Annotated in this window: 22 protein-coding genes and 5 tRNA genes; 7 read left to right on the top strand and 20 right to left on the bottom strand. The window is 70.9% G+C overall.

Annotated features, from left to right (window positions below):
• Nucleotides 1–127 precede the first annotated feature (127 nt).
• Entirely contained in the window at nucleotides 128–1,966 is a 1,839-nt protein-coding gene (locus tag ACIBK5_RS27060) for a DAK2 domain-containing protein (protein WP_399023305.1), read from the bottom strand.
• A 247-nt stretch (nucleotides 1,967–2,213) separates the two neighbouring features.
• On the opposite strand from ACIBK5_RS27060, the gene rpmB reads away from it, so the two are divergent.
• Nucleotides 2,214–2,399: a 50S ribosomal protein L28 gene (gene rpmB / locus ACIBK5_RS27065; protein ID WP_004924906.1), complete on the top strand. Its 186-nt coding sequence runs from the start codon at nucleotides 2,214–2,216 to the stop codon at nucleotides 2,397–2,399.
• Nucleotides 2,400–2,497: 98 nt separating this feature from the next.
• Here rpmB and thiD read toward each other — a convergent pair whose 3' ends face one another.
• Both thiD and ACIBK5_RS27075 read right to left on the bottom strand, forming a co-directional pair.
• Nucleotides 2,498–3,289, bottom strand: a complete 792-nt coding sequence (gene thiD, locus ACIBK5_RS27070; RefSeq protein WP_399023307.1) for a bifunctional hydroxymethylpyrimidine kinase/phosphomethylpyrimidine kinase — start codon at nucleotides 3,287–3,289, stop codon at nucleotides 2,498–2,500.
• Nucleotides 3,286–4,251 carry a thiamine-phosphate kinase gene (locus ACIBK5_RS27075; RefSeq protein WP_382496958.1) on the bottom strand — a complete coding sequence of 322 codons (966 nt, stop codon included), beginning with the start codon at nucleotides 4,249–4,251 and terminating at the stop codon, nucleotides 3,286–3,288. Before ACIBK5_RS27075 ends, thiD begins: the two co-directional genes overlap by 4 nt.
• Before the next feature lie 206 nt (nucleotides 4,252–4,457).
• On the opposite strand from ACIBK5_RS27075, the gene ACIBK5_RS27080 reads away from it, so the two are divergent.
• Both ACIBK5_RS27080 and ACIBK5_RS27085 read left to right on the top strand, forming a co-directional pair.
• Entirely contained in the window at nucleotides 4,458–4,691 is a 234-nt protein-coding gene (locus ACIBK5_RS27080) for an Lrp/AsnC family transcriptional regulator (protein ID WP_399023310.1), read from the top strand.
• 59 nt (nucleotides 4,692–4,750) lie between these two features.
• Nucleotides 4,751–5,230, top strand: coding sequence for a DUF3515 domain-containing protein (locus ACIBK5_RS27085; RefSeq protein ID WP_399023311.1), 480 nt, complete (start codon nucleotides 4,751–4,753; stop codon nucleotides 5,228–5,230).
• 24 nt (nucleotides 5,231–5,254) lie between these two features.
• Here ACIBK5_RS27085 and ACIBK5_RS27090 read toward each other — a convergent pair whose 3' ends face one another.
• Genes ACIBK5_RS27090 through ACIBK5_RS27100 form a run of 3 tightly spaced genes read right to left on the bottom strand, consistent with a single transcriptional unit; the run spans nucleotide 5,255 to nucleotide 8,282 of the window.
• Nucleotides 5,255–6,412: a D-alanine--D-alanine ligase family protein gene (locus ACIBK5_RS27090; RefSeq protein ID WP_399023313.1), complete on the bottom strand. Its 1,158-nt coding sequence runs from the start codon at nucleotides 6,410–6,412 to the stop codon at nucleotides 5,255–5,257.
• A 59-nt stretch (nucleotides 6,413–6,471) separates the two neighbouring features.
• Nucleotides 6,472–7,482 (bottom strand): NAD(P)H-dependent glycerol-3-phosphate dehydrogenase, encoded by a 1,011-nt coding sequence (locus ACIBK5_RS27095; RefSeq protein WP_399023315.1) that lies wholly within the window; start codon nucleotides 7,480–7,482, stop codon nucleotides 6,472–6,474.
• On the bottom strand, nucleotides 7,479–8,282 hold the full coding sequence (locus ACIBK5_RS27100) for a lysophospholipid acyltransferase family protein (protein WP_399023316.1): 804 nt from the start codon (nucleotides 8,280–8,282) through the stop codon (nucleotides 7,479–7,481). The genes ACIBK5_RS27095 and ACIBK5_RS27100 overlap by 4 nt, the downstream gene beginning before the upstream one ends.
• A gap of 159 nt (nucleotides 8,283–8,441) precedes the next feature.
• Here ACIBK5_RS27100 and cofC point away from each other — a divergent pair, with 159 nt between their 5' ends.
• Together cofC and ACIBK5_RS27110 are read left to right on the top strand one after the other, a co-directional pair.
• Nucleotides 8,442–9,080, top strand: a complete 639-nt coding sequence (gene cofC, locus ACIBK5_RS27105; protein WP_399023318.1) for a 2-phospho-L-lactate guanylyltransferase — start codon at nucleotides 8,442–8,444, stop codon at nucleotides 9,078–9,080.
• Nucleotides 9,081–9,089: 9 nt separating this feature from the next.
• On the top strand, nucleotides 9,090–9,293 hold the full coding sequence (locus ACIBK5_RS27110) for a hypothetical protein (RefSeq protein WP_184598572.1): 204 nt from the start codon (nucleotides 9,090–9,092) through the stop codon (nucleotides 9,291–9,293).
• 101 nt (nucleotides 9,294–9,394) lie between these two features.
• Here ACIBK5_RS27110 and ACIBK5_RS27115 read toward each other — a convergent pair whose 3' ends face one another.
• The 4 genes from ACIBK5_RS27115 to leuC all read right to left on the bottom strand — a co-directional run bounded on the left by ACIBK5_RS27115 (nucleotide 9,395) and on the right by leuC (nucleotide 12,711).
• Nucleotides 9,395–10,036, bottom strand: coding sequence for an HU family DNA-binding protein (locus ACIBK5_RS27115; RefSeq protein WP_215118325.1), 642 nt, complete (start codon nucleotides 10,034–10,036; stop codon nucleotides 9,395–9,397).
• Nucleotides 10,037–10,172: 136 nt separating this feature from the next.
• Nucleotides 10,173–10,403 carry a hypothetical protein gene (locus ACIBK5_RS27120; RefSeq protein WP_359757513.1) on the bottom strand — a complete coding sequence of 77 codons (231 nt, stop codon included), beginning with the start codon at nucleotides 10,401–10,403 and terminating at the stop codon, nucleotides 10,173–10,175.
• 277 nt (nucleotides 10,404–10,680) lie between these two features.
• Nucleotides 10,681–11,274, bottom strand: a complete 594-nt coding sequence (gene leuD, locus ACIBK5_RS27125) for a 3-isopropylmalate dehydratase small subunit (RefSeq protein WP_399023321.1) — start codon at nucleotides 11,272–11,274, stop codon at nucleotides 10,681–10,683.
• A gap of 6 nt (nucleotides 11,275–11,280) precedes the next feature.
• On the bottom strand, nucleotides 11,281–12,711 hold the full coding sequence (gene leuC / locus ACIBK5_RS27130; RefSeq protein ID WP_399023323.1) for a 3-isopropylmalate dehydratase large subunit: 1,431 nt from the start codon (nucleotides 12,709–12,711) through the stop codon (nucleotides 11,281–11,283).
• Between the two features lie 196 nt (nucleotides 12,712–12,907).
• On the opposite strand from leuC, the gene ndgR reads away from it, so the two are divergent.
• Complete coding sequence (gene ndgR, locus ACIBK5_RS27135) at nucleotides 12,908–13,624, top strand: IclR family transcriptional regulator NdgR (RefSeq protein WP_184598579.1); 717 nt, start codon at nucleotides 12,908–12,910, stop codon at nucleotides 13,622–13,624.
• Nucleotides 13,625–13,817: 193 nt separating this feature from the next.
• Here the strand turns inward: ndgR and ACIBK5_RS27140 are convergent.
• From ACIBK5_RS27140 to ACIBK5_RS27185, 10 genes are all read right to left on the bottom strand, one after another.
• A tRNA-Glu gene (locus tag ACIBK5_RS27140) sits at nucleotides 13,818–13,890 on the bottom strand.
• Between the two features lie 44 nt (nucleotides 13,891–13,934).
• Nucleotides 13,935–14,006: transfer RNA gene (locus tag ACIBK5_RS27145), tRNA-Gln, on the bottom strand.
• 20 nt (nucleotides 14,007–14,026) lie between these two features.
• Nucleotides 14,027–14,099, bottom strand: a tRNA-Glu gene (locus ACIBK5_RS27150).
• Nucleotides 14,100–14,140: 41 nt separating this feature from the next.
• Nucleotides 14,141–14,213, bottom strand: a tRNA-Glu gene (locus tag ACIBK5_RS27155).
• 21 nt (nucleotides 14,214–14,234) lie between these two features.
• Nucleotides 14,235–14,306, bottom strand: a tRNA-Gln gene (locus ACIBK5_RS27160).
• 90 nt (nucleotides 14,307–14,396) lie between these two features.
• Complete coding sequence (locus ACIBK5_RS27165) at nucleotides 14,397–15,128, bottom strand: HAD family hydrolase (RefSeq protein WP_399023325.1); 732 nt, start codon at nucleotides 15,126–15,128, stop codon at nucleotides 14,397–14,399.
• Between the two features lie 29 nt (nucleotides 15,129–15,157).
• A complete protein-coding gene (locus tag ACIBK5_RS27170; RefSeq protein ID WP_399023327.1) occupies nucleotides 15,158–17,374 on the bottom strand; it encodes a FlgD immunoglobulin-like domain containing protein in 2,217 nt (738 codons plus the stop codon).
• A gap of 170 nt (nucleotides 17,375–17,544) precedes the next feature.
• A complete protein-coding gene (gltX, locus tag ACIBK5_RS27175) occupies nucleotides 17,545–19,029 on the bottom strand; it encodes a glutamate--tRNA ligase (RefSeq protein WP_399023330.1) in 1,485 nt (494 codons plus the stop codon).
• Nucleotides 19,022–19,798 carry a fumarylacetoacetate hydrolase family protein gene (locus ACIBK5_RS27180; RefSeq protein ID WP_399023332.1) on the bottom strand — a complete coding sequence of 259 codons (777 nt, stop codon included), beginning with the start codon at nucleotides 19,796–19,798 and terminating at the stop codon, nucleotides 19,022–19,024. The genes gltX and ACIBK5_RS27180 overlap by 8 nt, the downstream gene beginning before the upstream one ends.
• 173 nt (nucleotides 19,799–19,971) lie before the next feature.
• Nucleotides 19,972–20,163, bottom strand: a complete 192-nt coding sequence (locus tag ACIBK5_RS27185; RefSeq protein ID WP_399023574.1) for a hypothetical protein — start codon at nucleotides 20,161–20,163, stop codon at nucleotides 19,972–19,974.
• Between the two features lie 600 nt (nucleotides 20,164–20,763).
• Between ACIBK5_RS27185 and ACIBK5_RS27190 the strand changes: the two genes are divergently transcribed.
• On the top strand, nucleotides 20,764–24,645 hold the full coding sequence (locus tag ACIBK5_RS27190) for a nitrate- and nitrite sensing domain-containing protein (RefSeq protein ID WP_399023335.1): 3,882 nt from the start codon (nucleotides 20,764–20,766) through the stop codon (nucleotides 24,643–24,645).
• Nucleotides 24,646–24,649 lie beyond the last annotated feature (4 nt).

Here is a 24,649-nt window from a genome sequence, read left to right on the forward strand (position 1 = left end):
TCCCGTCCTGCCCCGCGCCGATCCTGGCCTGCTCCACGCCGATCCTGGCCTGCCCCGCGCCGGTCCTGGCCTGCCCACGCAGACCCTGGCCTGCCCCACGCAGATCCTGACCCGTGCCGGTCCTGGCCTACTCCACGCCGATGAGGAGCAGCGCTCCTTGCCGTCCGCCCCGGTACACGACCGTGTCGACGGCGAGGTACCCCTCGCGGACCCGGCCCTCCAGGTGCTCGGCGATGGCCTCGGGGGCGTCGTCGCCGAGCACCAGGGTGACCATCTCGCCCCCGGCCGTGAGCATCCGGTCCAGGACGGTCCCGGCGGTGGCCGCGACGTCCGTGCCGATCACGGCCACGTCGCCGTCGATCAGGCCGAGGACGTCGCCTGCCTGGCAGATGCCTGCCATCGTCCAGGACTGGCGTTCGGCGACGGTGACCTCGGCGTAGCGGGTCGCGCCGGCCGCCGAGGTCATCGACACGACGTCCTCGTCGAAGCGGCGCTCCGGCTCGTGCACGGCCAGCGCGGCGATGCCCTGGACCGCCGAGCGGGTCGGGATGAGAGCCACGCGGATGCCCTCCGTACGGGCCTGCTCGGCCGCCGCCGCGGCGGTGTGACGCAGTTCGGCGTCGTTGGGCAGCAGCACGACCTCGCGCGCGTGGGCCCGCCGTACGGCCTGTACGAGCTCGCCGCTCGCGGGCGGCTCCCCGGGGCGTGCGAGCACGGTGGTCGCGCCGGCCTCGGCGTACAGCCCGGCCAGGCCCTCACCGGGCACCACGGCCACGACGGCACGCTGGGCGCGCTCCCGGGGCGGCCGCTCGGCGCCGGTGGTGTGCACGTCACCGGCACCGAAGTGCGTGATGCGGACCCGGTACGGCCGCCCCGCCTCGATGCCGGCCTCGACGGCGGCGCCCGCGTCGTCGACATGGACATGGACGTTCCACAGCCCGTCACCGCCGACCACGACGAGGGAGTCCCCGAGGGCGTCGAGCCGCTCCCGCAGCCGCGTCACGGCCGCGTCCTCGGCTTCCAGGAGGTAGATCACCTCGAAGGCGGGCCCGTCGCGGCCCGGATCGGTGGTGCTGTCGGCGCACTCGTGCAGATCCTCGTCCGGGCCGAGGTACGCCCCGGCCAGGCTCTCAGCCGCCCCGTCCCCGGACCCCCTGGCCCCCGGCACGCTCGCCGCACCAGCCACACCAGCCGCTCCGGCCTCACCAACCGCACCACCGGCCCCCGCAGCCGCATCAGCCGCCGCAGCCGCAGCCGCGCCCTCCACCCCCGCGCTCACCCGCACCGCACCCGCCGCCACCGCCCGCGGCGTCTCCCCCGTGAACGTCTCCACCAGCGCCCCGAGCACCGCCACCAGCCCTCGCCCACCGGCGTCGACCACCCCGGCGCGTTCCAGGACGGGCAACTGGCCGGGCGTCGCGGCGAGAGCCGTGCGCGCTCCCTCGTAGGCCGCCCGGGCCACCTTCCCGCAGTCGCCCTCGGCACCGTCGGCGGAGTCGGCGGCGGCCGAGGCGACCGTGAGGACGGTGCCCTCGACGGGGTGGGCCACGGCCTGGCGCGCGGAGTCGGCCGCGTGCCGCAGGGCGAGCCGCAGGCCCTGGCCGTCGGCGTGGGCGGCCTCGTCGCCGGCCAGCACCTGGGCCATGCCGCGCAGCAGCTGGGCGAGGATGGTCCCGGAGTTCCCGCGGGCACCGATGAGCGCCCCGTGCGCCATCGCCCGGACGGCATCGGCGAACGTCGGCCCCTCGGGACCCGCCCCCGCCGCATGGCCCGCGAACACCGCCTCGACCGCGGCGACCGCGGACTCCACGGTCAGGTACAGGTTCGTGCCGGTGTCCCCGTCCGCCACGGGGTAGACGTTGATCGCGTCGATCTCCTCACGCGCCCGCCCCAGCGTCTCGAGGGCGAGACCGCACCAGGTGCGCACCGCGAGAGCATCGAAGAATGTCTGCGGCACCTGCGCCACCGTGCCTCCCTCAGCTGCTGGACGTGGCACGCAGCGTAGTCTCCGGAGCGGCCCTCACCGGAAGCGGGCCAGGTGAGACCACCGCCCGACCATGGTAGTTTCGTCGTCCTGGGGCAGTCGTTGTATGCTGCTCCGGTTGCCCGATCCCAATCGGGCCATTCCCCTGGCACCGCCACTCAGATCTTCGATCCTGATCCCGGCATGCCGGGATCAACCGTAAGTGCATCTGAAGTCTTTGGAGTGACCCGTGGCTGCCAACTGCGACGTCTGCGGCAAGGGGCCGGGCTTCGGCAACAACATCTCGCACTCGCACCGCCGTACGCCCCGTCGCTGGAACCCGAACATCCAGCGTGTGCGTACCGTGGTGGGCGGGACGCCGAAGCGCGTGAACGCTTGCACCTCGTGCATCAAGGCCGGCAAGGTCTCGCGCTGACGCTCAGCCAGCGCGCGGCCACTGCTGGTTCGCTCAGAGAGCCGGTCCACCTCAGGTGGACCGGCTCTTTGTCATGCCTGAGCGCCGCACCCGAGCGGCTACGCGTCGCCGCGGAACCGCCAGCCGTGGTCGACCGGCCCGATGCCCCCGCCGAGCGCGAAGCCGGCCGCGACGGCTCCCGTGACGTACTCCTTGGCCGCCGCCACCGCCTCCGGCACCGACCGCCCCTTCGCGAGCTGTGAGGCGATCGCGGAGGCCAGGGTGCAGCCCGTGCCGTGCGTGTGCCGGTTGTCATGGCGCGGCGCCCGCAGCCAGTGCTCCTCGGAGCCGTCGGTGAGCAGATCGACGGCGTCCCCGGGCAGATGCCCGCCCTTGATCAGCACCCACCGCGGCCCGTACGCGAGCACGGCCGCCGCGGCCCGCCGCAACTGCTCCTCCGACTCGACCCGCACCCCCGTCAGCTGGGCCACCTCGTCGAGGTTCGGGGTGGCGACCGTCGCCACGGGGAGCAGCTTCGTACGGACGGAGTCCAGCGCCGAGGCGGCGAGCAGGGAGTCGCCGTGCTTGGAGACGCCCACCGGGTCGACGACCGCGGGGGCGTCCGTCCCCGCGAGCAACCCGGCCACCTCCTCCACGAGTTCCGCGGAGGCCAGCATCCCGGTCTTGACCGCCTGCACGCCGATGTCGTCGACGACACTGCGGTACTGGGCCCGCACGGCCTCCACGGGCAGTTCCCAAGCCCCCTGCACACCGAGGGAGTTCTGCGCGGTCACCGCGGTGACGACGCTCATGCCGTGCACGCCGAGCGCGAGCATCGTCTTCAGGTCGGCCTGGATGCCCGCGCCTCCGCCGGAGTCGGAGCCTGCCACGGTGAGGACGTTGGGGATCATGACTCTATGTCTCCGAAGTGGTCCCAGCCGCCCTTGCTGGTCCACGGCGCCCCGTCGACCGTGACCTGGGGCAGCGCCGAGGGGTTGAGGACCTCGCCGATGACCTTCCAGCGCGCGGGCAGTTTCACGTCCGACGGGAACGTCGCCACGATCGCGTGGTCCTCTCCCCCGGTCAGCACCCACTGCATCGGGTCGACGCCGACGGCCTGACCGATGTCGTTCATCTGGGTCGGGATGTCGATCGCCCCGGAGCGGATGTCGATCCGCACCTTGCTGGCCTCGGCGATGTGCCCGAGGTCGGCGATCAGCCCGTCGCTCACATCGCACATCGCGGTCGCCCCGAGCCCGGCGGCGGCCGGACCCGCGTGATACGGCGGCTCGGGACGACGGTGGGCCTCGACGAACGCGCGCGGCGAGCGGAACCCCCGCGACAGCACCGCGTACCCGGCCGCCGACCAGCCCAGCCAGCCGGTCACCGCGACGAGGTCGCCGGGCTGCGCGCCCGCCCGTGTCACCGGCTCCTGGTTGCGCAGATCGCCGAGCGCCGTGATCGACACCATGATCGAGTCCCCGCGTACGACGTCACCGCCGACCACGGCGGCTCCCGCCACCTGGCACTCGTCGCGCAGGCCGTCCATCAGCTCGCTCGGCCAGGTCACCGGCAGGTCGGCCGGGACGACAAGACCGAGCAGCAGCGCGGTCGGTACGGCGCCCATGGCGGCGATGTCGGCCAGGTTCTGCGCGGCCGCCTTGCGGCCCACGTCGTAGGCCGTCGACCAGTCCCGGCGGAAGTGCCGGCCCTCCACCAGGATGTCCGTGCTGGCCACGACCCTGCGGTCGGGCGCGGCCACCACGGCGGCGTCGTCGCCGGGGCCCACCCGGACCGCCGGGGTGGTGGTCAGACGGGAGGTGAGCTCCCTGATGAGCCCGAACTCACCGAGCTCACCAACAGTGCCCTTCATTGCCCTTTCTCCCCTTCTGTCCCTGTCCATACCCGGTCGCGAGGCATCCCTGGCCTCGCTACGGTCGAAGTGACCGTCACGTTCTGCCGGATGCGCACCCCGGCGCGCAAGACCCGGTCCCCGCGGGTCTCCCCGTGGTGAGCGGCGACGCGATACCGTGGCGTTCCTTTTCCCCACATGATCCTCGTGGCCGCCCTGGAGGTTCCGTGGTACAGGCGTACATCCTGATCCAGACGGAGGTCGGCAAGGCGTCGACCGTCGCCGAGACGATCAGCAAGATCCCTGGGGTCGTCCAGGCCGAGGACGTGACAGGACCGTACGACGTCATCGTGCGGGCCCAGTCCGACACCGTCGACGATCTCGGTCGTCTGGTGGTCGCCAGGGTCCAGCAGGTGGACGGCATCACCCGCACCCTGACCTGCCCGGTCGTCCATATCTAGCCCCCGTCTACCCTGTGCCGGTGAACTCTTTCCGTCACCGGCACCGTTCTGTCTTCCGCATGTTCCGCCTGCCCGCTCTCGCGCTGTTGATCACTGTCGCGGGCTGTTCCTCAGCAGACGACAGCGCGTCGGCGGCGGTTCCCAGTCCGGGCGTCAAGGCGACCGAACTGTGCCGGAACCTGGACAAGGTACTGCCCGCGAAGGTGGACGGAGAGCGCCGCGAGGATCCCGAGCCCGCGTCGGCGCTGACGGCGGGCTGGGGCAGCCCGGCGATCATACTGCGCTGCGGTGTTCCGCAGCCGCCCAAGATGATCGATCCGAAGGTGGCGGACGGACGTGATCCGGACGCTGTCGCCGGAGGTGTGAACGGGGTGGACTGGCTGATGGAGGAGCGGGACGACGGCGGGCACGTCTTCACCACCGCCAACCGGGAGGCGTACGTGGAAGTGCGCGTGCCCGAGGGGCCGGACAGCTCCGGGGTGCTGATCGATCTGGCTGCCGCTGTGAAAAAGGCGATCCCCGAGGGGATCGCCTCCTGACGCCTCTCGCGACCCGCCGTCGATTCAGCGCAGGCCCGTCGAACGGCCAAGTGCCGCCTGCACCAGGCGGTCCACCAGCTCCGGGTAGGACACCCCGCTCGCCTGCCACATCTGCGGATACATCGAGATGGGCGTGAAGCCGGGCATCGTGTTGATCTCGTTGATCACGAACTCGCCGTCCTCGGTGAGGAAGAAGTCCGCGCGGACCAGGCCCTCGCAGGACGCCGCCTCGAAGGCGTCGACCGCCAGGCGCTGGACCTCGGCCGTCTCCTCCGGCGTCAGCGGCGCGGGCACGATCCCCGGCGTCGAGTCGATGTACTTGGCCTCGAAGTCGTAGTACGCGTGCGCCTCGGGCGTGGGGATCTCGGCGGGGGCCGATGCGCGGGGGCCGTCCTCGAACTCGAGGACGCCGCACTCGATCTCGCGGCCGCGCAGCGCGGCCTCCACCAGGATCTTCGGGTCGTGCCGCTGGGCCTCGGCGATCGCCTCGTCGAGTCCGGAGAGGTCGTCGACCTTGGTGATGCCGATCGACGAACCGGCGCGGGCGGGCTTCACGAACAGCGGCCAGCCGTGCTCGCCCGCGAAGTCCACGATCTTCTTGCGGGCGCCGGTCTCGTCCCTCTCCCACTCGCGCGGGCGGACCACCACGTACGGGCCGACCCGGAGTCCGAAGGAGGTGAACACCCGCTTCATGTACTCCTTGTCCTGGCCGACGGCCGAGGCGAGCACACCCGAACCCACGTACGGGACGCCGGAGAGCTCCAGGAGGCCCTGGAGGGTGCCGTCCTCGCCGTACGGGCCGTGCAGCACCGGGAAGACCACGTCGACCTCGCCGAGCGCCTTGGGAACCGATCCCGGCTCGCTGTAGACGACTTCGCGGTTGGCGGGGTCGACCGGGAGGATCACTCCGCCCTCGTCCGACTCGGCGAGCGCGTCGACACTCGGCGGGCGCCGGTCGACGATCGCCATCCGCTCCGGTTCGTCCGCCGTGAGCGCCCAACGGCCGTCCTGGGTGATGCCGATCGGCAGGACGTCGTACTTGGTCCGGTCGATGGCCTTGAGGACGGCGCCGGCGGTGACCACGGAGATCCCGTGTTCGGAGCTGCGCCCGCCGAACACGACGGCCACACGCGGCTTGCGAGGCGGCTGCTCTGGGCTCTGGGGGAGGTTCTCGGTGCTCATATCGGCTTGAGAGTACCCGTTGGTAGGGCCCGGAGACAGCGCCCCCGGCGTCGCGTCGCTCAGCGTCGTTCGGGCTTCGCGCTGCGCGACATCAGCTCCTTGAGGGCCACCACCGGAGGCTTGCCCTCGTGCACGATTTCGACGACCGTCTCGGTGATCGGCATGTCGACTCCGTGCCGCCGGGCCAGATCCAGCACCGACTCGCAGGACTTGACGCCCTCGGCGGTCTGCTTGGTGACCGCGATGGTCTCCTGGAGGGTCATGCCCTTGCCGAGGTTGGTGCCGAACGTGTGGTTGCGGGACAGCGGCGAGGAACAGGTGGCCACCAGATCGCCCAGGCCCGCGAGTCCGGAGAAGGTCAGCGGGTCGGCGCCCAGGGCCATGCCGAGCCGGGTGGTCTCGGCGAGACCGCGGGTGATGAGCGAGCCCTTGGCGTTGTCGCCGAGGCCCATGCCGTCCGCGATGCCGACGGCGAGACCGATGACGTTCTTCACCGCGCCGCCGAGTTCACAGCCGACGACGTCGGTGTTGGTGTACGGGCGGAAGTACGGCGTGTGACAGGCGGCCTGGAGCCGCTGGGCGACGGCCTCGTCGGTGCAGGCGACCACGGCGGCGGCCGGCATCCGCGCGGCGATCTCCCGGGCCAGGTTGGGCCCGGTGACCACGGCGATCCGCTCCGGACCGACCTTGGCGACGTCGTCGATGACCTCGCTCATGCGCATCGCGGAACCGAGTTCGACGCCCTTCATCAGTGACACGAGGACCGTGCCGGGAGCGAGCAGCGGGCTCCACTCGGCGAGGTTGCCGCGAAGGGTCTGCGAGGGGACGGACAGGACCGTGAAGTCCGCGTCCGCGGCGGCTTCGGCGGGGTCCGTGGTGGCCCGTACGTTCTCCGGGAGCTCGACGCCCGGGAAGTAGTCGGGATTGGTCCGGGTGGAGTTGATCGCCTCCACGACCTCCGGGCGGCGCCCCCACAGGGTGACCTCGCACCCCGCGTCGGCGAGCACCATGCCGAACGCCGTACCCCACGAACCGGCGCTCAGGACCGCCGCCTTGACCGGCTTGCTCACTTGCCCAGCCCCTCTTCCTGCGCCGACTGCACCGACTGCACCGATTCCTGCCCGCCCCGCTGTGTCTGCGCCTGGGTGCGGCGCCGCTGTTCGACCCGCTCCCGGCGCGGGTCGTAGGGCGTGGCGGGCGCCTTCTCCCCGCGGATCTCCTCCAGCTGACAGGTGACGGCGGCCATGATGACCTCGGTGGCTTCCTTCAGGAGATCCGCGGTCATCTCCTGGTCGTAGAACCGCGTGAGGTCCACGGGCGGCCCGGCCAGCACGCGGTGCGTCTTGCGCGGCAGGAGGTGCGGCTTCTTCGCGTACGGCGGCAGCAGCTCGTTGCAGCCCCACTGGGCGACGGGGATCACCGGGCACTTGGTCTCCAGGGCCACGCGCGCCGCCCCGGTCTTGCCGGTCATGGGCCAGCCTTCCGGGTCGCGGGTGAGTGTGCCCTCGGGATAGAAGGCGACGCATTCACCGCGGTTCACGGCGTCGATCGCGGCCCGGAAAGCGCTGAGCGCGTCCGTGCTCTCGCGGTAGACGGGGATCTGCCCGGTGCCCCGCATGGCGGCCCCGACGAATCCGCTCTTGAAAAGCCCGCTCTTCGCGAGGAATCGCGGGACACGCCCGGTGTTGTACTGAAAGTGCGCGTAAGCGAAGGGATCGACGTGCGAATTGTGGTTCACCGCGGTGATAAATCCACCATCAGCCGGAATGTGCTCGATTCCGCGCCAGTCCCGCCTGAGCAGAACCACCAGCGGCGGTTTGCAGATCACCGCAGCGAAGCGGTACCAGAAGCCGATTCTGCGGCGGGGCACGCGGACACCTTCCTCTAGGGCCTGAAGCGGGGGCCACCGGGGGGCCGCACAAGTGTCGCCCCAGGCCGCCGGTCTGTCGAGAACACCGTACGCCCCGACCTGCCCGCCGCCCGATGCCCCGGGTGACAATGACCGCGACAAGAGAGGGACGGAACACCTGTGCAGTGGACGTTGGTCGTACCCCTGAAACCCCTGGCCCAGGCCAAGAGCAGGCTTGCGGACACCGCGGACGACGGGCTGCGGCCGGGCCTGGCGCTCGCCTTCGCCCAGGACACCGTGGCGGCGGCGCTGGCCTGTCCCGCGGTACGGGATGTGGCAGTCGTCACGGACGACGCCCGGGCGGGCCGTGAGCTGGCGGTACTCGGCGCCGCGATCATCCCCGACGAACCGGGAAGCGGCCTCAACGCCGCTCTCGCACACGGGGCGGGGATCATACGGTCCACTCGTCCCGGAAGTCCGGTGGCCGCGCTCAACGCCGATCTGCCTGCACTGCGCCCGCCGGAATTGACTCGGGTACTCGACGCGGCAGCTGAATTCCCGCGCGCATTTCTCCCGGACGCGGCCGCAATCGGAACGACCCTGCTGGCCGCCGCCCCGGGCCGTGAATTGCTCCCGGCCTTCGGGACCGATTCCCGGGCCCGGCACCACGCGTCCGGGGCCGTGGAACTGGGCCTCGCCGGCGTGGATTCCGTACGCCAGGACGTGGACACCGGCGACGACCTGCGCAACGCGCTGGCCCTGGGGGTCGGTCCTCATACGGCCGCGGCCGCCGCGCGATTGCTGATCCCCGGGCAGTAGGCTGCGGCCATGCAGGCGACCGCTTATACGTACGACCCCGAAAGCCGCAGCGGGCAGGTGCTCCTGGACGACGGCACCCCGGTGCCCTTCGACGCGCCGGCGTTCGACGCGGGGGGTCTCAGGCTGCTGCGCCCGGGGCAGCGCGTGCGTATCGAGGTGGAAGGCGCGAAGGACGACCTCAGGATCACTCTGGTGACACTGCAGACCCTCTGACCTCTGCTTGCACGACCTCTGCTTGATCGACCTGTGCCTGAACACGCCGCGGGCCGGACTCCATGCGGGAGTCCGGCCCGTCGCGTGAGTACCCGGCGCCCTTACTTCTTGCGGGCGGTGGTCTTCTTGGCGGTGGTCTTGCGCGCCGTCGACTTCTTGGCGGGCGCCTTCTTGGCCGTGGCCTTCTTCGCCGGGGCCTTCTTGGCGGTGGTCTTCTTCGCGGCGGTGCTCTTGGCGGTCGCCGTGGTCTTCTTGGCGGGCGCCTTCTTCGCCGTCGTCTTCTTCGCGGCCGCCGTCTTCGTGGTCGCCTTCTTCGCCGTCGTCTTCTTGGCGGTGGTCTTCTTCGCGGCGGCCTTCTTCGCGGTCGCCTTCTTCGCTGCGGCCTTCTTCACCGTCGCGCCGGCACCGCCGGTCAGGCTGCCCTTCGGCGCCTTCTTGACCGAGACCTCGCCGCCACGCGGCAGCTTCTTCGAGCCGCTGACCAGGTCCTTGAAGCCCTGACCCGCACGGAAGCGCGGAACAGAGGTCTTCTTGACCCGAACCCGCTCGCCCGTCTGGGGGTTACGGGCGTACCGGGCCGGACGGTCGACCTTCTCGAACGAACCGAAGCCGGTGACGGAAACCCGCTCACCCGAGACGACCGCGCGGACGATGGCGTCCAGTACGTGGTCGACAGCATCGGCGGCCTGCTGACGGCCGCCCATCTTGTCGGCAATCGCTTCTACGAGCTGCGCCTTGTTCACGTCTTCCCCTTCGGAGACATCGCCAGAACGAATGTGTTCAAGCTTTTTCGCACGTTAGGCAGATATATACCGCAAATCAAACACGAAACGGGCTTCTCACCCTTGTGCCGCAACGAACTCGGCGGTGTCGTCCGGTTCAGCGTTCCTCGTCGGGGAGACGTCCCTCGTCGAGGTCCGCGGTGAACCGTTCCAGCCGCCTTGCCGCGTCGGCGAGATCGTGCTTGGCCGCGGCCGTAATGACCAGCAGCTTCCGGGTCAGCGCCATCCGTACGCCCTCCGGGACTTGCAGTGCGCGCACTCTTGCGTGCGCTTCCTTGAGTTGGCCCGCGACTGCCGCATAGAGCTCGAGTTGGCCGTCGTGTTCCATGCACAGATTGTGCCATCTGGGGCGAGTTGTCGCCTGCGCAGGGGACAACTGCCGCCGCAAACGGCCTTCCGGGCACGCGCGGAAGTCGCGGCTGTACACCTCGCGTACCCCGACAACCACCGGCATAACGCGGGAAGTTGAGCGTCGCATTCCGGGCGGGCAGGGCCGTTCGGGTGCAGAAACGGCTGTACCCCCGATCGGGCTGATCGGGGGTACAGAGGGGGTGTTGCGGTGGCCGAAAGTCGCCTTGTTCAGAGGCGGCGGATCGTGCTCCGGATCAGAGCTGGATCGTCTGCGGCTTGAAGGCGGGACGCTTCGCCTCGTACGCGGCGATGTCCTCCTCGTTCCGGAGGGTGATCGAGATGTCGTCGAGGCCGTTCAGCAGCCGCCAGCGGGAGTTCTCGTCCAGCTCGAAGGCGGCGGTGATGCCCTCGGCGCGCACCTCGCGGCTCTCCAGGTCGACGGTGATCTCGGCCTGCGGGTCCTTCTCGGCGAGCTCCCACAGCGCGTCCACGATCTTCTGCTCCAGAACGACCGTGAGCAGGCCGTTCTTGAGCGAGTTGCCGCGGAAGATATCGGCGAAGCGGGAGGAGATCACGGCCTTGAAGCCGTAGTTCTGCAGCGCCCAGACGGCGTGCTCACGGGAGGAGCCGGTGCCGAAGTCGGGGCCGGCGACCAGGACGGTCGCGCCCTGCCGCTCGGGCTGGTTGAGCACGAACGTCTCGTCCTTGCGCCAGGCCTCGAACAGCCCGTCCTCGAACCCGTCGCGCGTGACCTTCTTGAGCCAGTGGGCGGGGATGATCTGGTCGGTGTCGACGTTGCTGCGGCGCAGCGGGACGGCCCGGCCGGTGTGGGTGGTGAAGGCTTCCATGACTGATCAGACTCCAGCGGGCGTACGGGTGTCGGCGGCGGACAGGTCGGCCGGGGAGGCCAGGTGGCCCAGGACGGCGGTCGCGGCCGCGACCTGCGGCGACACCAGGTGCGTACGGCCGCCCTTGCCCTGCCGGCCCTCGAAGTTGCGGTTGGAGGTGGACGCGGAGCGCTCACCCGGGGCCAGCTGGTCGGGGTTCATGCCCAGACACATCGAGCAGCCCGCGTGCCGCCATTCGGCGCCGGCGTCCTTGAAGACGACGTCCAGACCCTCGGAAACGGCCTGCAGACCGACCCGCGCGGAGCCCGGGACGACCAGCATCCGTACGCCGTCGGCGACTTTGCGGTCCTTCACGATCTCGGCCGCGGCCCGCAGGTCCTCGATGCGGCCGTTGGTGCAGGAGCCTACGAAGACGGTGTCCACCTTGATGGAGCGCAGCGGCTGACCCGCCTCCAACCCCATGTACTCCAGGGCCTTTTCGGCGGCGAAGCGCTCCGATGCGTCTTCGTACGAAGCAGGGTCGGGGACGGACGCCGAAAGGGGTGCGCCCTGGCCGGGGTTGGTGCCCCAGGTGACGAACGGCGCCAGCTCGGTGGCGTCGATGACGACCTCGGCGTCGAACTCGGCGTCCTCGTCCGTCCTGAGCGTCTTCCAGTACTCGACGGCCGCGTCCCAGTCGGCGCCCTCGGGGGCGTGCGGACGGCCCTGGAGGTACGCGAAGGTGGTCTCGTCCGGGGCGATCATGCCCGCGCGGGCACCGGCCTCGATCGACATGTTGCAGATGGTCATGCGGGCTTCCATCGAGAGCTTCTCGATGGCCTCGCCGCGGTACTCCAGGACGTAGCCCTGGCCGCCGCCGGTGCCGATCCTCGCGATGATCGCCAGGATCAGGTCCTTGGCGGTGACGCCGTCGGGCAGTTCGCCGTCGACCGTGATCGCCATGGTCTTCGGGCGGGACATCGGCAGCGTCTGGGTGGCCAGCACGTGCTCCACCTGGGAGGTGCCGATGCCGAACGCCAGCGCGCCGAAGGCGCCGTGCGTGGAGGTGTGGGAGTCGCCGCAGACGACGGTGGTGCCGGGCTGGGTCAGGCCCAGCTGAGGCCCGACGACGTGCACGACGCCCTGCTCGACGTCGCCCAGCGGGTGCAGGCGCACGCCGAACTCGGCGGCGTTCTTGCGCAGTGTCTCCAGCTGGACCCGGGAGACCGGGTCGGCGATGGGCTTGTCGATGTCGAGGGTGGGGGTGTTGTGGTCCTCGGTGGCGATGGTGAGGTCGAGGCGCCGCACCTTGCGGCCGCTCTTGCGGAGGCCGTCGAAGGCCTGCGGGCTGGTCACCTCGTGCAGCAGGTGCAGATCGATGAAGAGAAGGTCGGGCTCGCCCTCGGCGCGCCGGACGACATGGTCGTCCCAGACTTTCTCCGCGAGTGTCCTACCCATCGCTGTTCCCTCCGGCCGACGACGATCCGCCGGCCCAACTAGAGATCTTGAGGAGGCGGGCCCGCGCCCCTGGATTCCGGGCATCCGCCGCCAGGCCCGTACGTCACGGGCCGTTGTGACTTCGTGTCTTCAAGAGTGGCGGGTTCCACGGAAAATTGAACTTGCGTTTCACAGAGTGAGACGCGAGTATCGTTTCATGGACAACAGTAGCGGCGTCGGCGTTCTGGACAAGGCGGCCCTCGTCCTGAGCGCTCTGGAGTCCGGTCCGGCCACCCTCGCGGGCCTGGTCGGCGCTACCGGACTGGCACGACCCACGGCCCACCGCCTGGCCGTGGCCCTGGAACACCACCGCATGGTGGCGCGTGACATGCAGGGCCGTTTCATTCTCGGCCCCCGCCTGGCAGAACTCGCCGCGGCAGCGGGTGAGGACCGTCTCCTCGCCACCGCCGGCCCGGTGCTCACCCATGTCCGTGACATCACGGGCGAGAGCGCGCAGCTCTACCGCCGCCAGGGCGACATGCGGATCTGCGTGGCCGCGGCGGAGCGTCTGTCCGGCCTGAGGGACACGGTCCCGGTCGGCTCGACGCTCACGATGAAGGCCGGCTCCTCGGCACAGATCCTGCTGGCCTGGGAGGAGCCGGAGCGGCTGCACCGCGGTCTGCAGGGCGCCCGTTTCACGGCGACGGCCCTGTCGGGCGTACGGCGCCGGGGCTGGGCCCAGTCGATCGGCGAGCGCGAGCCGGGGGTCGCGTCCGTCTCCGCGCCGGTGCGGGGGCCGTCGAACCGTGTGGTGGCGGCCGTGTCGGTGTCCGGGCCGATCGAGCGTCTGACGCGGCACCCGGGGCGAATGCATGCGCAGGCTGTGATCGATGCGGCGGGGCGCCTCTCCGAGGCGCTGCGACGGACCGGCTGAACCGACTGATCACCCTTGGGGAGAGCAGGCCTCAACGCCGCGGCAGGCTTTCCCCCCGACCCAGCGCCATGGCGGGGGCGGTTTCGTCGTCGGGTGCGGGCCCGGCAGTGGTTGCTCGCGCAGTTCCCCGCGCCCCCAAACAACGGGCGTACGAAGAAGGCCCCCCACCGCAGTGGAGGGCCTTTCTCTGATGTACCCCCGACCGGATTCGAACCGGCGCTACCGCCTTGAGAGGGCGGCGTGCTAGGCCGCTACACAACGGGGGCGTGGAGCCTGCAAGCGTTTAGTACTGCACCGCCGCAGGTCCGAGCTGGTCTACCTGGACTCGAACCAAGACTAACTGAACCAGAATCAGCCGTGCTGCCAATTACACCATAGACCAATGTGGTTTAGACCAGTCAGTACCCCCGACCGGATTCGAACCGGCGCTACCGCCTTGAGAGGGCGGCGTGCTAGGCCGCTACACAACGGGGGCCCTAGCAGTTCCGAGATGATCGTCGATCCTTCGGAACCCTGTACCCCCGACCGGATTCGAACCGGCGCTACCGCCTTGAGAGGGCGGCGTGCTAGGCCGCTACACAACGGGGGCCTTGCAGATGAGCTCTGCGAGCTGGCCTACCTGGACTCGAACCAAGACTAACTGAACCAGAATCAGTCGTGCTGCCAATTACACCATAGGCCACTGGAACGCAAGCCCCTGAGGGGGTTCTTGTTCTAGTTGTGCGCCTGGGGTTCCGGCCTTCCGGCCCGGCCCCGCGGCGCAGGAAGAACATTACCTGAAGGTGGACGGGGCTCCAAAACGACTATCCGTGCCGAGCAGAGAGGGCAGTTCGGCGAGGGAGGCGACGCGGTGCGGACCGACGGGCGGCTCGATCGTGGCGTACATGCCGCCGCGGTCGATCCACACCGACAGCAGCCCGGCGTCGGCGGCGCCCCGCCCGTCGATCTCCGGGTGGTCACCGACGTAGGCGACCTGGTGGGGCGGCAGATCCAGGGCCGTGCAGGCGGCGAGGAACGCGCCGGCCTCGGGCTTGGAGACGCCGAGTTCCGCTGCGCACAGGATGCTCTCGAAGCGGTCGTGGACGCCGAGGACGCGGAGCTTGTGGTCCTGGACGTGGATGCTGGAGTTGGAGAGCACGGCGTGCCGGTGGCTGGCGGCGAGGGCGTCGAGGACGGGCAGGACGTCCGGAAAGAGGGTCCAGACCTCCTCGTAGTGGTCGCGGTAGCGACGGAACCACGCGTCGGCCTCGGCGTCGGTCAGCTGCTGGCCCAGGAACACCCGTACGCGGTCGCGCCGCTGGGCCTCGAAGGTGGCCTCCCCCGCCGCGAAGCGCGCCCATTGCAGGTCGGTGATCTCCCGCCAGCGGGCGAGGGCCTGGTCGACGGTGTCGTAGTCGTCGAGCAGGCCCTCGGTCATCAGGTGGGCGCGCATGCCGAGGCGGTCGGCGGTGGTGTAGTCGAAGAGGGTGTCGTCGACGTCCCAGACCACGGCTTGGATGCTCATGGTCCGACCGTACCCACCGCGCCCCGCGCTCAGCCCAGGGTCATCGTGCCGGAGAGCGTGAGGTCCGGCCCCTGGCCGTCGCGCGGGCGGGCGCTGAGCTTCCAGGTGTAGCCGCCGGAGGGCGCCCCGGCGCCGGTGTCGGTGGTGCCGTCCCAGGCGGGGCGTACGGCGGCGCCGGTGGAGGTGCCGGTCAGGGTGCGGACGGCGGTGCCGGAGGCCGTGGTCAGGGTGAGGGTCCAGGTGGACGGCTTGTTCAGCTGCCAGACCGGTGACCAGGGGAACGATCTGCCGATCACGGTCGGCGAGTAGACCTGGGCCTCCGTCTGCGCGAGCGGCGAGGTCGGAACGCCGCTGGGGACGATCGACACCTCGCCGTAGGTGCCGTTGAGGTAGGCGATGTGGCCGCCGAAGCGGTCGACGGCCCAGCGGCCGTTGCTGCCGCCGGTGTTCTGGTCGGTGGCCGGCAGTCTCACCAGGGCGCGGGTGGTGGCCGTGCCGGTGTGGAAGTCGGTGAGCAGCAGGTCGTGGGTGGTGCGGTTCTCGCGGAGCAGGAAGCCGTCGGCGAGGCGGGCCGGGCCGATGTCGGCCGGGACCGTGATCCTGCGGTTGGTGGCCCGGTCGTAGACGCCCGCCGAGGTGCCGCAGGACCAGTACAGCCAGGTGTTGACGGCCTGGATGTCGGTGGGCGTGCAGGGGGCGCCGGTGGCGATGGTGGTGGTCGTGCCGGTCTTGAGGTTGCGGCCGGTGACCGCGCCCTGGGTGCTGCCCGGGGCCCACAGGGTCTGTCCCCAGACGGCGGCGGCGGTGCGGGCGCGGGTGAGGGTGGTCGTGCCGCTTGTCGCGGCGCGCGGGAAGTCGGTGATCCGCTGGGTGCCGGAGCCGCCGTTGTAGAGCGCGTAGCGGCCGCTGCTGCCGGCGAGGCGGCCCGCGGAGTCGCCGTCCGTGGGGGCGTTGACGACGGTCGTGGTGTCGAGGCCGACGTTCAGGACCGCTTCCCTGCCGTCGGTGTCCGTCCACAGGGAGGCGACGCGGCCGTCGCCCAGGGCCTCCAGCTGGGGGCAGGCGGCGTCGCCGGTGAGGCAGCGGGGCGCTGCCAGACCCGGACTGCGGCGGGTCTGGGAGCCGGTGGGCTTGCCGGCGGCGTCCAGTTGGAAGCTGTTGTACCGGTGGGAGCCGCCCGGCGTGGTGCCGTAGAGGAACAACTCGCCGCCGGCGACGGCCAGTGCCTCCACTCCGGTCGAGAAGGCGGGGACCTGGGCCACCTTGGTGGTGGTGAGGCCGCCGTTGCCGGTGGGGGTGATGCGGTGGATGTTCCAGTCGAGGCTGGAGGGTCCGGCGGTGGCGAGGGCGCCGCCGTCCAGGGTCGGGCCGATGCCCCCGAAGGACGAGGTGAGCACGGTGCTCGTGGCGCCGGTGGGGAGGGAACGGGCGGCGAGCGCGGCTTCGGTGCCACCGACGACGAAGGTGGGGTTGCCGATGAGGAGTCGGTCGCCGACGACGGCTTCGAGCTGGGCGTCGGTCCTGGTGAGGGCGGTGGGCTCGGTGCCGGGTCCGGCGTCCACCCGGATCGCCTTCCAGTCGGCGACCAGCCAGCGGTCGTTGAAGGCGAGCTGCGGGGTCGCCTCGTCGGCGTTGACGTACGTGCGGAAGGCGCCGTCCGCGAGGTCGACCAGGCCCACGGAGGTCTTGTCGTCCAGCACGTACACGATCGCGAGACGGCCGACCGAGCCGCCGGTGCGGTAGTAGACGGGGCGGGCGCCCGCGGGGAGGCCGGTGACCGGGGTGTCCGTGGTGGTGCCGTCGGCGGCGGCGCGCAGCACGTGCAGGGCGCCCGTGCCGTCCATGGTGAGCACGCTCCAACCGACGGTGGCCCGGACGGCGTGGCCGGAGGGGATCGTGACGGTGGCGGTGACGCCCGTGGAGCGGTGCTTCTGCGTGACCGTCTGGCCCGAGCGGGTGTTCACGACGTCGGTGCCGCTGGCCAGGTCGTCCGGACCGGCATGGGCAGGGGGGACCGCGTCGGGGTAGTCCACCGTGGTGACCGAGGTGGTTCCCGGCCGGTACTGGAAGCCGGACGCGCCGGCCCACGGGTAGTCGACGGTCACGCGCTTCTCGGTGACGAGCCGCACCGTGCCCACCGGCTCCCCGGCGTCGGGTGCCGCCTGCGCGGGTGCGGACAGCACGGTGCAGGACAGGGCCACCACCCCGCCGACGGCCGTGTGGACAAGTCTTCGTGAACGGCTCATGTTCCCTCCCCCGGTACCAGGGCGCACACGCGCACCGTGTGCACAGGGGGCATCCAACGTCTCCGCAGGGGACGGGAGTTGGCCGGAAGGGTGAACTCCGGGTGACGGCTGGGCGGACACGACGAGGGCGGCGTCCGAAGCGGACGCCGCCCTCGTCGGTGGGTGGTGCGTTACGCGGCCAGCTTCGCCAGCGCCGCGTCGATCCGGGCCAGGGTCCGCTCCTTGCCCAGGACCTCCAGGGACTCGAAGAGCGGCAGGCCGACCGTGCGGCCGGTGACGGCGACACGGACGGGGGCCTGGGCCTTGCCGAGCTTGAGGCCATGTGCCTCACCGGCGGCCAGGACGGCCTCCTTCAGCGACTCGGCGGAGGTCCAGTCGGCGGCCTCCAGCTTCTCGCGGGCGGTGCGCAGGAGGGCGTCCGAGCCTTCCTTCATGGCCTTGGTCCAGCTGGCCTCGTCCTCGGCCGGCTCCGGCAGGAACAGGAAGTCGACGTTGTCGGTGATCTCGGAGAGCACCTTGAGACGGGTCTGCGCGTGCGGCGCGATGGCCTGCCACTTCGCCTCGTCGAAGGCCTCCGGGGCCCAGGGGGCGAACGGGGCCTGGAGCCAGGGGCGGCAGCGCTCGGTGAAGTCCTTCACATCCAGCAGGCGGATGTGGTCGCTGTTGATGGCCTCGCACTTCTTCAGGTCGAAGCGGGCCGGGTTGGGGTTCACGTCGGAGATCTCGAAGGCCGCGATCATCTCGTCGATCGAGAAGACGTCCTGGTCGGCGGAGAGGGACCAGCCGAGCAGGGAGAGGTAGTTGAGCAGGCCCTCGGGGAGGAAGCCGCGCTCCCGGTAGAGGTTGAGGGAGGACTGCGGGTCGCGCTTGGAGAGCTTCTTGTTGCCCTCGCCCATGACGTAGGGCAGGTGGCCGAAGGAGGGGGTCTCCTTGGCGATGCCCAGCTCGGTCAGCGCCTTGTACAGGGCGATCTGGCGGGGGGTGGAGGAGAGCAGGTCCTCGCCGCGCAGGACGTGGGTGATCTCCATCAGGGCGTCGTCGACCGGGTTGACCAGCGTGTAGAGCGGGGCGCCGTTGGCGCGGACGATGCCGTAGTCCGGGACGTTCTCCGGGGTGAAGGTCAGCTCGCCGCGGACCAGGTCCGTGAAGGTGATCGTCTCGTCGGGCATCCGGAAGCGGACGATCGGCTCCCGGCCCTGGGCCTTGTACTCCTCGACCTGGGCGTCGGTCAGCTCGCGGCAGTGGCCGTCGTAGCCGGAGGGCTTTCCGGCGGCGCGGGCGGCCTCACGGCGGGTGTCCAGCTCGTCCTGGGAGCAGTAGCAGCGGTAGGCGTGGCCGGCGTCGAGGAGCTTGGCCGCGACGTCCTTGTACAGGTCCATGCGCTGCGACTGGCGGTACGGCGCGTGGGGGCCGCCGATCTCGGGGCCCTCGTCCCAGTCGAAGCCCAGCCAGCGCATCGAGTCGAGCAGCTGGGTGTACGACTCCTCGGAGTCGCGCGCCGCGTCGGTGTCCTCGATGCGGAAGACCAGAGTGCCCTGGTGGTGCTTGGCGAACGCCCAGTTGAACAGGGCGGTGCGCACCAGGCCCACGTGGGGGTTACCGGTGGGCGACGGACAGAAACGGACGCGTACGGGAGTGCCGGGTGCGCTAGCCACGCTTGACAACCTTGTTGGTGAGAGTGCCGATGCCTTCGATGGTGACGGCGACCTCGTCGCCGACGTTCAGGGGGCCGACCCCAGCCGGGGTGCCCGTGAGGATCACGTCGCCGGGGAGCAGCGTCATGGCCTCGGAGATGTTGACGATCAGGTCCTCGATGGAGTGGATCATCTCGCTCGTACGGCCGAGCTGGCGCTGCTGGCCGTTGACGGTGAGCTGGATGGTGAGGTCGGCCGGGTCCAGGTCCGTCTCCACCCAGGGGCCGAGCGGGCAGGAGGAGTCGAAGCCCTTGGCCCGGGCCCACTGCTTCTCGCGCCGCTGGACGTCGCGGGCGGTGATGTCGTTGGCGCAGGTGTACCCGAAGATCACGTCCCGGACGCGCTCGCGCGGGACCTCACGGCACATCCGGCCGATGACGACGGCCAGCTCGGCCTCGTGGTGCAGTTCCTCGGAGAAGGAGGGGTACTGGATGTCGTCGCCGGGGCCGATCACCGAGGTGGAGGGCTTGAAGAAGGCGAAGGGGGCGTCGGGGACCTCGTTGCCCAGTTCCCTGGCGTGCTCGGCGTAGTTGCGGCCGAAGGCCACGACCTTGTTGGGGAGCACCGGGGGCAGCAGCCTGACCTTGCTGACCGGCACCTTCGTCCCGGAGAGCTCGAAGTCCGCGAACGGGATGCCCTTGATGATGTCCAGGACTAGCTCGTCCTGCTTTTCGCCCTCGATGGCGCCGAAGGCGACGTTCCCGTCGATGGAGAATCTGGCGATGCGCACGGGATGCTTGGCCCCTTGACTGAAGCGGCTGGAGTCTGACGCTCCAGGCTAACGCGGGCGGGTGTCCGCGCCGTGCTCATGATGAAGGGCGCCCCCCGCTGCCGGAGGGCGCCCTCGATGTTCGTGTCCTGCCGCCTTGAGCAGTCGGCGGCCGGTGCGCGTACTACCTGGTGTCACACCGCGGCCGCGGCGGCCGCGACGGGGACCTCGATGAGGATGGTGCGCTTGGGGTTGGCGGTCTGTGCGGGGAGTTCGACGCTGTGCTCCGGCTGCTCCGGCGTCTGCAGTTCGCCGGCGTCGTCCAGGTGCGCCAGCGTCGTGCGTCGCGGGTTGGCGATCTTGTGGAACATCGTCGTCGTCTTCACTGTTTACTTGACCCTGTCCTGTGACGGCGCCGGGCGGGTCCATGGACCTCGCGCCGGGCGCGGGTTGTCGGTTTTGCCATCTCTGTAAAGCGTCAGGCTAAACATGGGATTCCCGGCCCAATCGCGGAGGGGCCATGATCAGCATGTGAGTTTCCTCACGAATCAGAGTCCGAATCGGTCAATCCGGACTCATGCCCCACCCCCACGAAACGGACATTGACCCCCTGAAGCCATCATTCCGCTCCTGATCATGGCGACTGGGACACCCCTCAGGGCTTGACGACTCGCGGGCTTACGTCCGAAATGGACGAACTCACTTTCTACGTCCGGTGATCCGGCCCTCACGTGGTGTCACCTATGTCACGGCCTGGCCTACGGGCCTTGTTGGAGATCCTGTGCTGTGCTGGAATCTCACGGACCGCCGCAGGATCGAGCCGGCGCACAGGGGGCGCACAGACGCGCCGAGTGGCGGCGAGAAGGGGGAGCCAGCGCCGGTCACTCAAGACCACCACGGGGGCGTACTCAGGGCGTCCCCAGAACGCCGACACCGTGCCCCGCCGCTGACGCGACGGGGTGCCTGGTCCAGAGGTTGCGACGCTAGTGCAGGGACGTTTCAAGAGGGATGGCAGCGCTTCGGCGGAGCCGGAGCCGCACGGCGGGACTGGCGCCATGAAGGGCGGCCCCGCGCCCCAGCACGCCCAGAACCCGGGCTCGGCCGGCGACGGCGGTGAGCACTCGGGGCGGTCCGGTCCATCGGCCCCCTCGGGGGCCTCGAACCCGTCCCCGCCGCTGAAGCCGCCGACGGGCCCCACCGGCCCCGGCCCGCGAATAGCCCTGCGCAACTGGCGCATCTCCACCCGGCTGGTCTCGCTGCTCGCTCTCCCGGTGGTCGCGGCCACCTCGCTGGGCGCGCTGCGTATCAACCAGTCCATGGACGACATCCAGCAGCTCGACAACATGAAGCTGCTGACGGACATGACCAAGCAGGCCACCGAGCTGTCGGCCGCGCTCCAGGAGGAGCGCGACCAGTCGGCCGGCCCGCTCGCGCACGGCGGCAAGGCGACCGACTTCACGGTCAAGGGTCTGCGCGAGAAGACCGACCGGGCGATGAAGAACTTCCTCGACAGTTCCGAGGAGATCGACAGCGCCAGCAAGGAAGGCAACCTCAAGGGCGTCCGCGAGTACCTCATCCAGCTCGCCGGCGAGCTGGGCGACCTGGCGCAGATCCGCAAGAGCGCCTACGCCTCCGAGGGCAACTCCACGCAGACGATCGAGGCGTACCACCGTCTGATCGAGAACCTGGTCGACCTCTCCCAGGACATGGCCGAGGCGACCAGCAACCCGGACATGATCCAGCGCACCCGGGCACTGGCGGCCTTCTCCTCCGCCAAGGAGTACTCCTCCATCCAGCGCGCGGCCCTCGCGGCGGCGCTGCCCGCGAGCAACACCACGACCGGCAAGCTCTCGCCGAACGACCGGCTCTACGCCGAGTCGTCCCTGGAGAGCCAGAAGTCCGAGATCCGCAGCTTCAAGAGCATCTACGGCGAGGACGCCGCCGCCGAGCTGCTGAAGCCGATCGAGGACGGCGGCAACTCCACGATCAAGGCCACCGACACCTACGCGGGCCGTGCCCTGGTCTCCGCGAGCGGTCTCGCCCAGCAGGACAAGCGGTCCTACCGCGACTGGCTGGACGACAGCTCCACCAAGATCCAGCAGATGAAGAACATCGAGCACACGCTGCTCGAGGAGATGGAACAGAAGGCCCGCGAGCTGCGCAGCGCCACGGAGCGCGACGCGATCATCTCCGGTGCGCTGATCCTGATCGTGCTCGGTGTGTCGCTGGTCGGCGCCTTCGTCGTGGCCCGCTCCATGATCCGCTCGCTGCGCCGCCTGGAGGAGACCGCGACCAAGGTCGCCTCCGACCGGCTGCCCGAGCTGGTCAAGCAGCTCTCCGAGTCCGACCCGCAGGACGTCGACACGTCCGTGGAGTCGGTCGGTGTGCACTCCCGGGACGAGATCGGCCGGGTGGCCGCGGCCTTCGACGACGTGCACCGCGAGGCGGTCCGCCTCGCCGCCGAGCAGGCCCTCCTGCGGGGCAACGTCAACGCGATGTTCACCAACCTCTCGCGCCGCTCCCAGGGTCTGATCCAGCGCCAGCTGTCGCTGATCTCCGAGCTGGAGTCCCGCGAGGCCGACCCGGACCAGCTGTCCTCGCTGTTCAAGCTCGACCACCTCGCCACCCGCATGCGCCGTAACGGTGAGAACCTCCTCGTCCTCGCGGGTGAGGAGCCCGGCCGCCGCTGGACCCGCCCGGTCCCGCTGGTCGACGTGCTCCGCGCCGCCGCGTCCGAGGTGGAGCAGTACGAGCGCATCGAGCTGGCCGCCGTGCCGACCACCGAAGTGGCCGGCCGGGTCGTCAACGACCTCGTGCACCTGCTCGCCGAGCTGCTGGAGAACGCGACCTCGTTCTCCTCGCCGCAGACCAAGGTCAAGGTCACCGGTCACGCGCTGCCCGACGGCCGGGTGCTGATCGAGATCCACGACACCGGTATCGGTCTGTCGCCGGAGGACCTGGCCGCGATCAACGAGCGGCTCGCCTCTCCCCCGACGGTGGACGTCTCCGTCTCCCGCCGCATGGGTCTGTTCGTGGTCGGCCGTCTGTCGCAGCGGCACGGCATCCGCATCCAGCTGCGCCCGTCCGACTCCGGTGGTACGACCGCGCTGGTCATGCTGCCCGTCGACGTCGCCCAGGGCGGCAGGAAGCCCCAGCCCAAGCAGCCCGGCCAGCCGCCGCTCGGCGGTGGCGGTCCGGCCGCGGCACAGGCCGCCGCCGGTGTGGCCGCGGCCCGCCGTGGCGCCGGTGCCGGCCAGGGCGGCGGCGCGCTCGGGGCGGGTCCCTCCGCCGCCGGTGCCTTCGGTGCCGGTGCGTCCGGCGCGGGCCGGCTCGGTCCGGGCCAGAGCCCGCGGGCCGCGCTGCCCGGACGGGACGCGGACGGCGGCCGTCCGGGAGCGCCGGGCGGAGCGCGCGGACCCCAGGGTCCCGAGAAGTCCCCGTCGTTGTTCGACCAGGGTGCTCCCTCCGCGCCGCCGCAGGGCCGTCCGGCTCCGGCCGGTGCCGGGTTCGGGCAGCAGGCCCCGGGTGCCCCGCAGGGCATGCAGGCCGCGGGCACGAACGGACCGCAGGGTCAGGACGCCTTCGGTGGCGGCCGAGGCTCGCAGCGCCCGGGCGGCAACGCCGAGCAGGGCCAGGGCCGTCGGCCGCAGCTCCCGCCGCGCGGCGGTCCGCGGGCCGAGCTGCCCGGTGGCGACCAGCAGCCGCGCGTGCCGAGCTGGAGCGACGAGAACGCCCAGCCGCCGGTGCCGCGTGCCTCGCTGGACACCCCGCGTGGTCACGAGGAGCCGGACGTCTCCCGTACGTCCCAGATGCCGCGGATCGACGACCGGCAGGGCCCGGGCGCGACGGCGGAGCTCCCGGCCGTGCCGCGTGACGACGACCGGCAGGGCCCCGGCTCGCCCGCCGACTTCGGCATGGGCGGCCCCCAGCACTCGGACCGGTTCGCCTCCGGCACGAACGGATCGCAGGACCCGGGTCAGTTCGTCCGCCCGGACGTCTTCGGCTCCCCGGCCGGGCGCCGCGACCCGTCGTCCACGACGGGCCAGTACCCGGCACCGCAGGCCCCCCAGTCCTACGACAACGGCTCCACGGGCCAGTACCCGGCACCTCGCCAGGACAACAGCGGCAGCCAGTACCCCGGGCGCCAGGACAACGGGCCGACCGGCCAGTATCAGGCGCAGCGCCAGGACAACGGCTCCACCGGCCAGTACCCGGCACCCCGCCAGGACGGCGGCTCCGGCCGGCCCACCCTTCCGGGTCCGGCCACGCCGGCCGACCCCGGTGGCACGGGCCAGTTCGAGCGGCCGCAGGTCAACGGCGGCCGGGGCGGGTCCGACTTCGGCGCACCGCGGCCGCCCGCCCCGCAGGCCCGGCCCGTCCGGCAGGAGCCCGAGGCCCTGCCGCCGGCGTCCGGTCCGGGCGACGGGCGTACGCCGCTGTACGACACACTGGAGACCAACTGGTTCCACGGCCAACACGGCCAGCAGGAGCAGCAGCCGCAGAACAACGGCTCGGCTCCGTCCCCGCAGCAACCGCAGGGGCCCACCGGTCCGCAGCGGTCGTCCGCACCCGCCGGCTGGCGCAGTTCACCCAACGACGACCTCGGCCGCCAGGCCGAGCGCGTCCGCCAGCCCGCCGCGGGCGGTGTCACCACCTCCGGCCTGCCGCGCCGTGTGCCCCGGGCGAACCTCGTCGCGGGCACGGCTCAGCAGCAGCCGGCGCAGCAGAGTGGTCCGCAGATCTCCCGGGCGCCCGATGACGTCCGGGGCCGGCTGACCAATCTCCGTCGCGGTATCGCACAGGGTCGTCAGGCCGGGTCCACCCAGACCGGCAGCTTCCCTCGACCCTCTCACCAGCAGGAGCGTTAGTTGA

Source organism: Streptomyces sp. NPDC050546 (assembly GCF_044457425.1).
Lineage (GTDB): Bacteria > Actinomycetota > Actinomycetes > Streptomycetales > Streptomycetaceae > Streptomyces.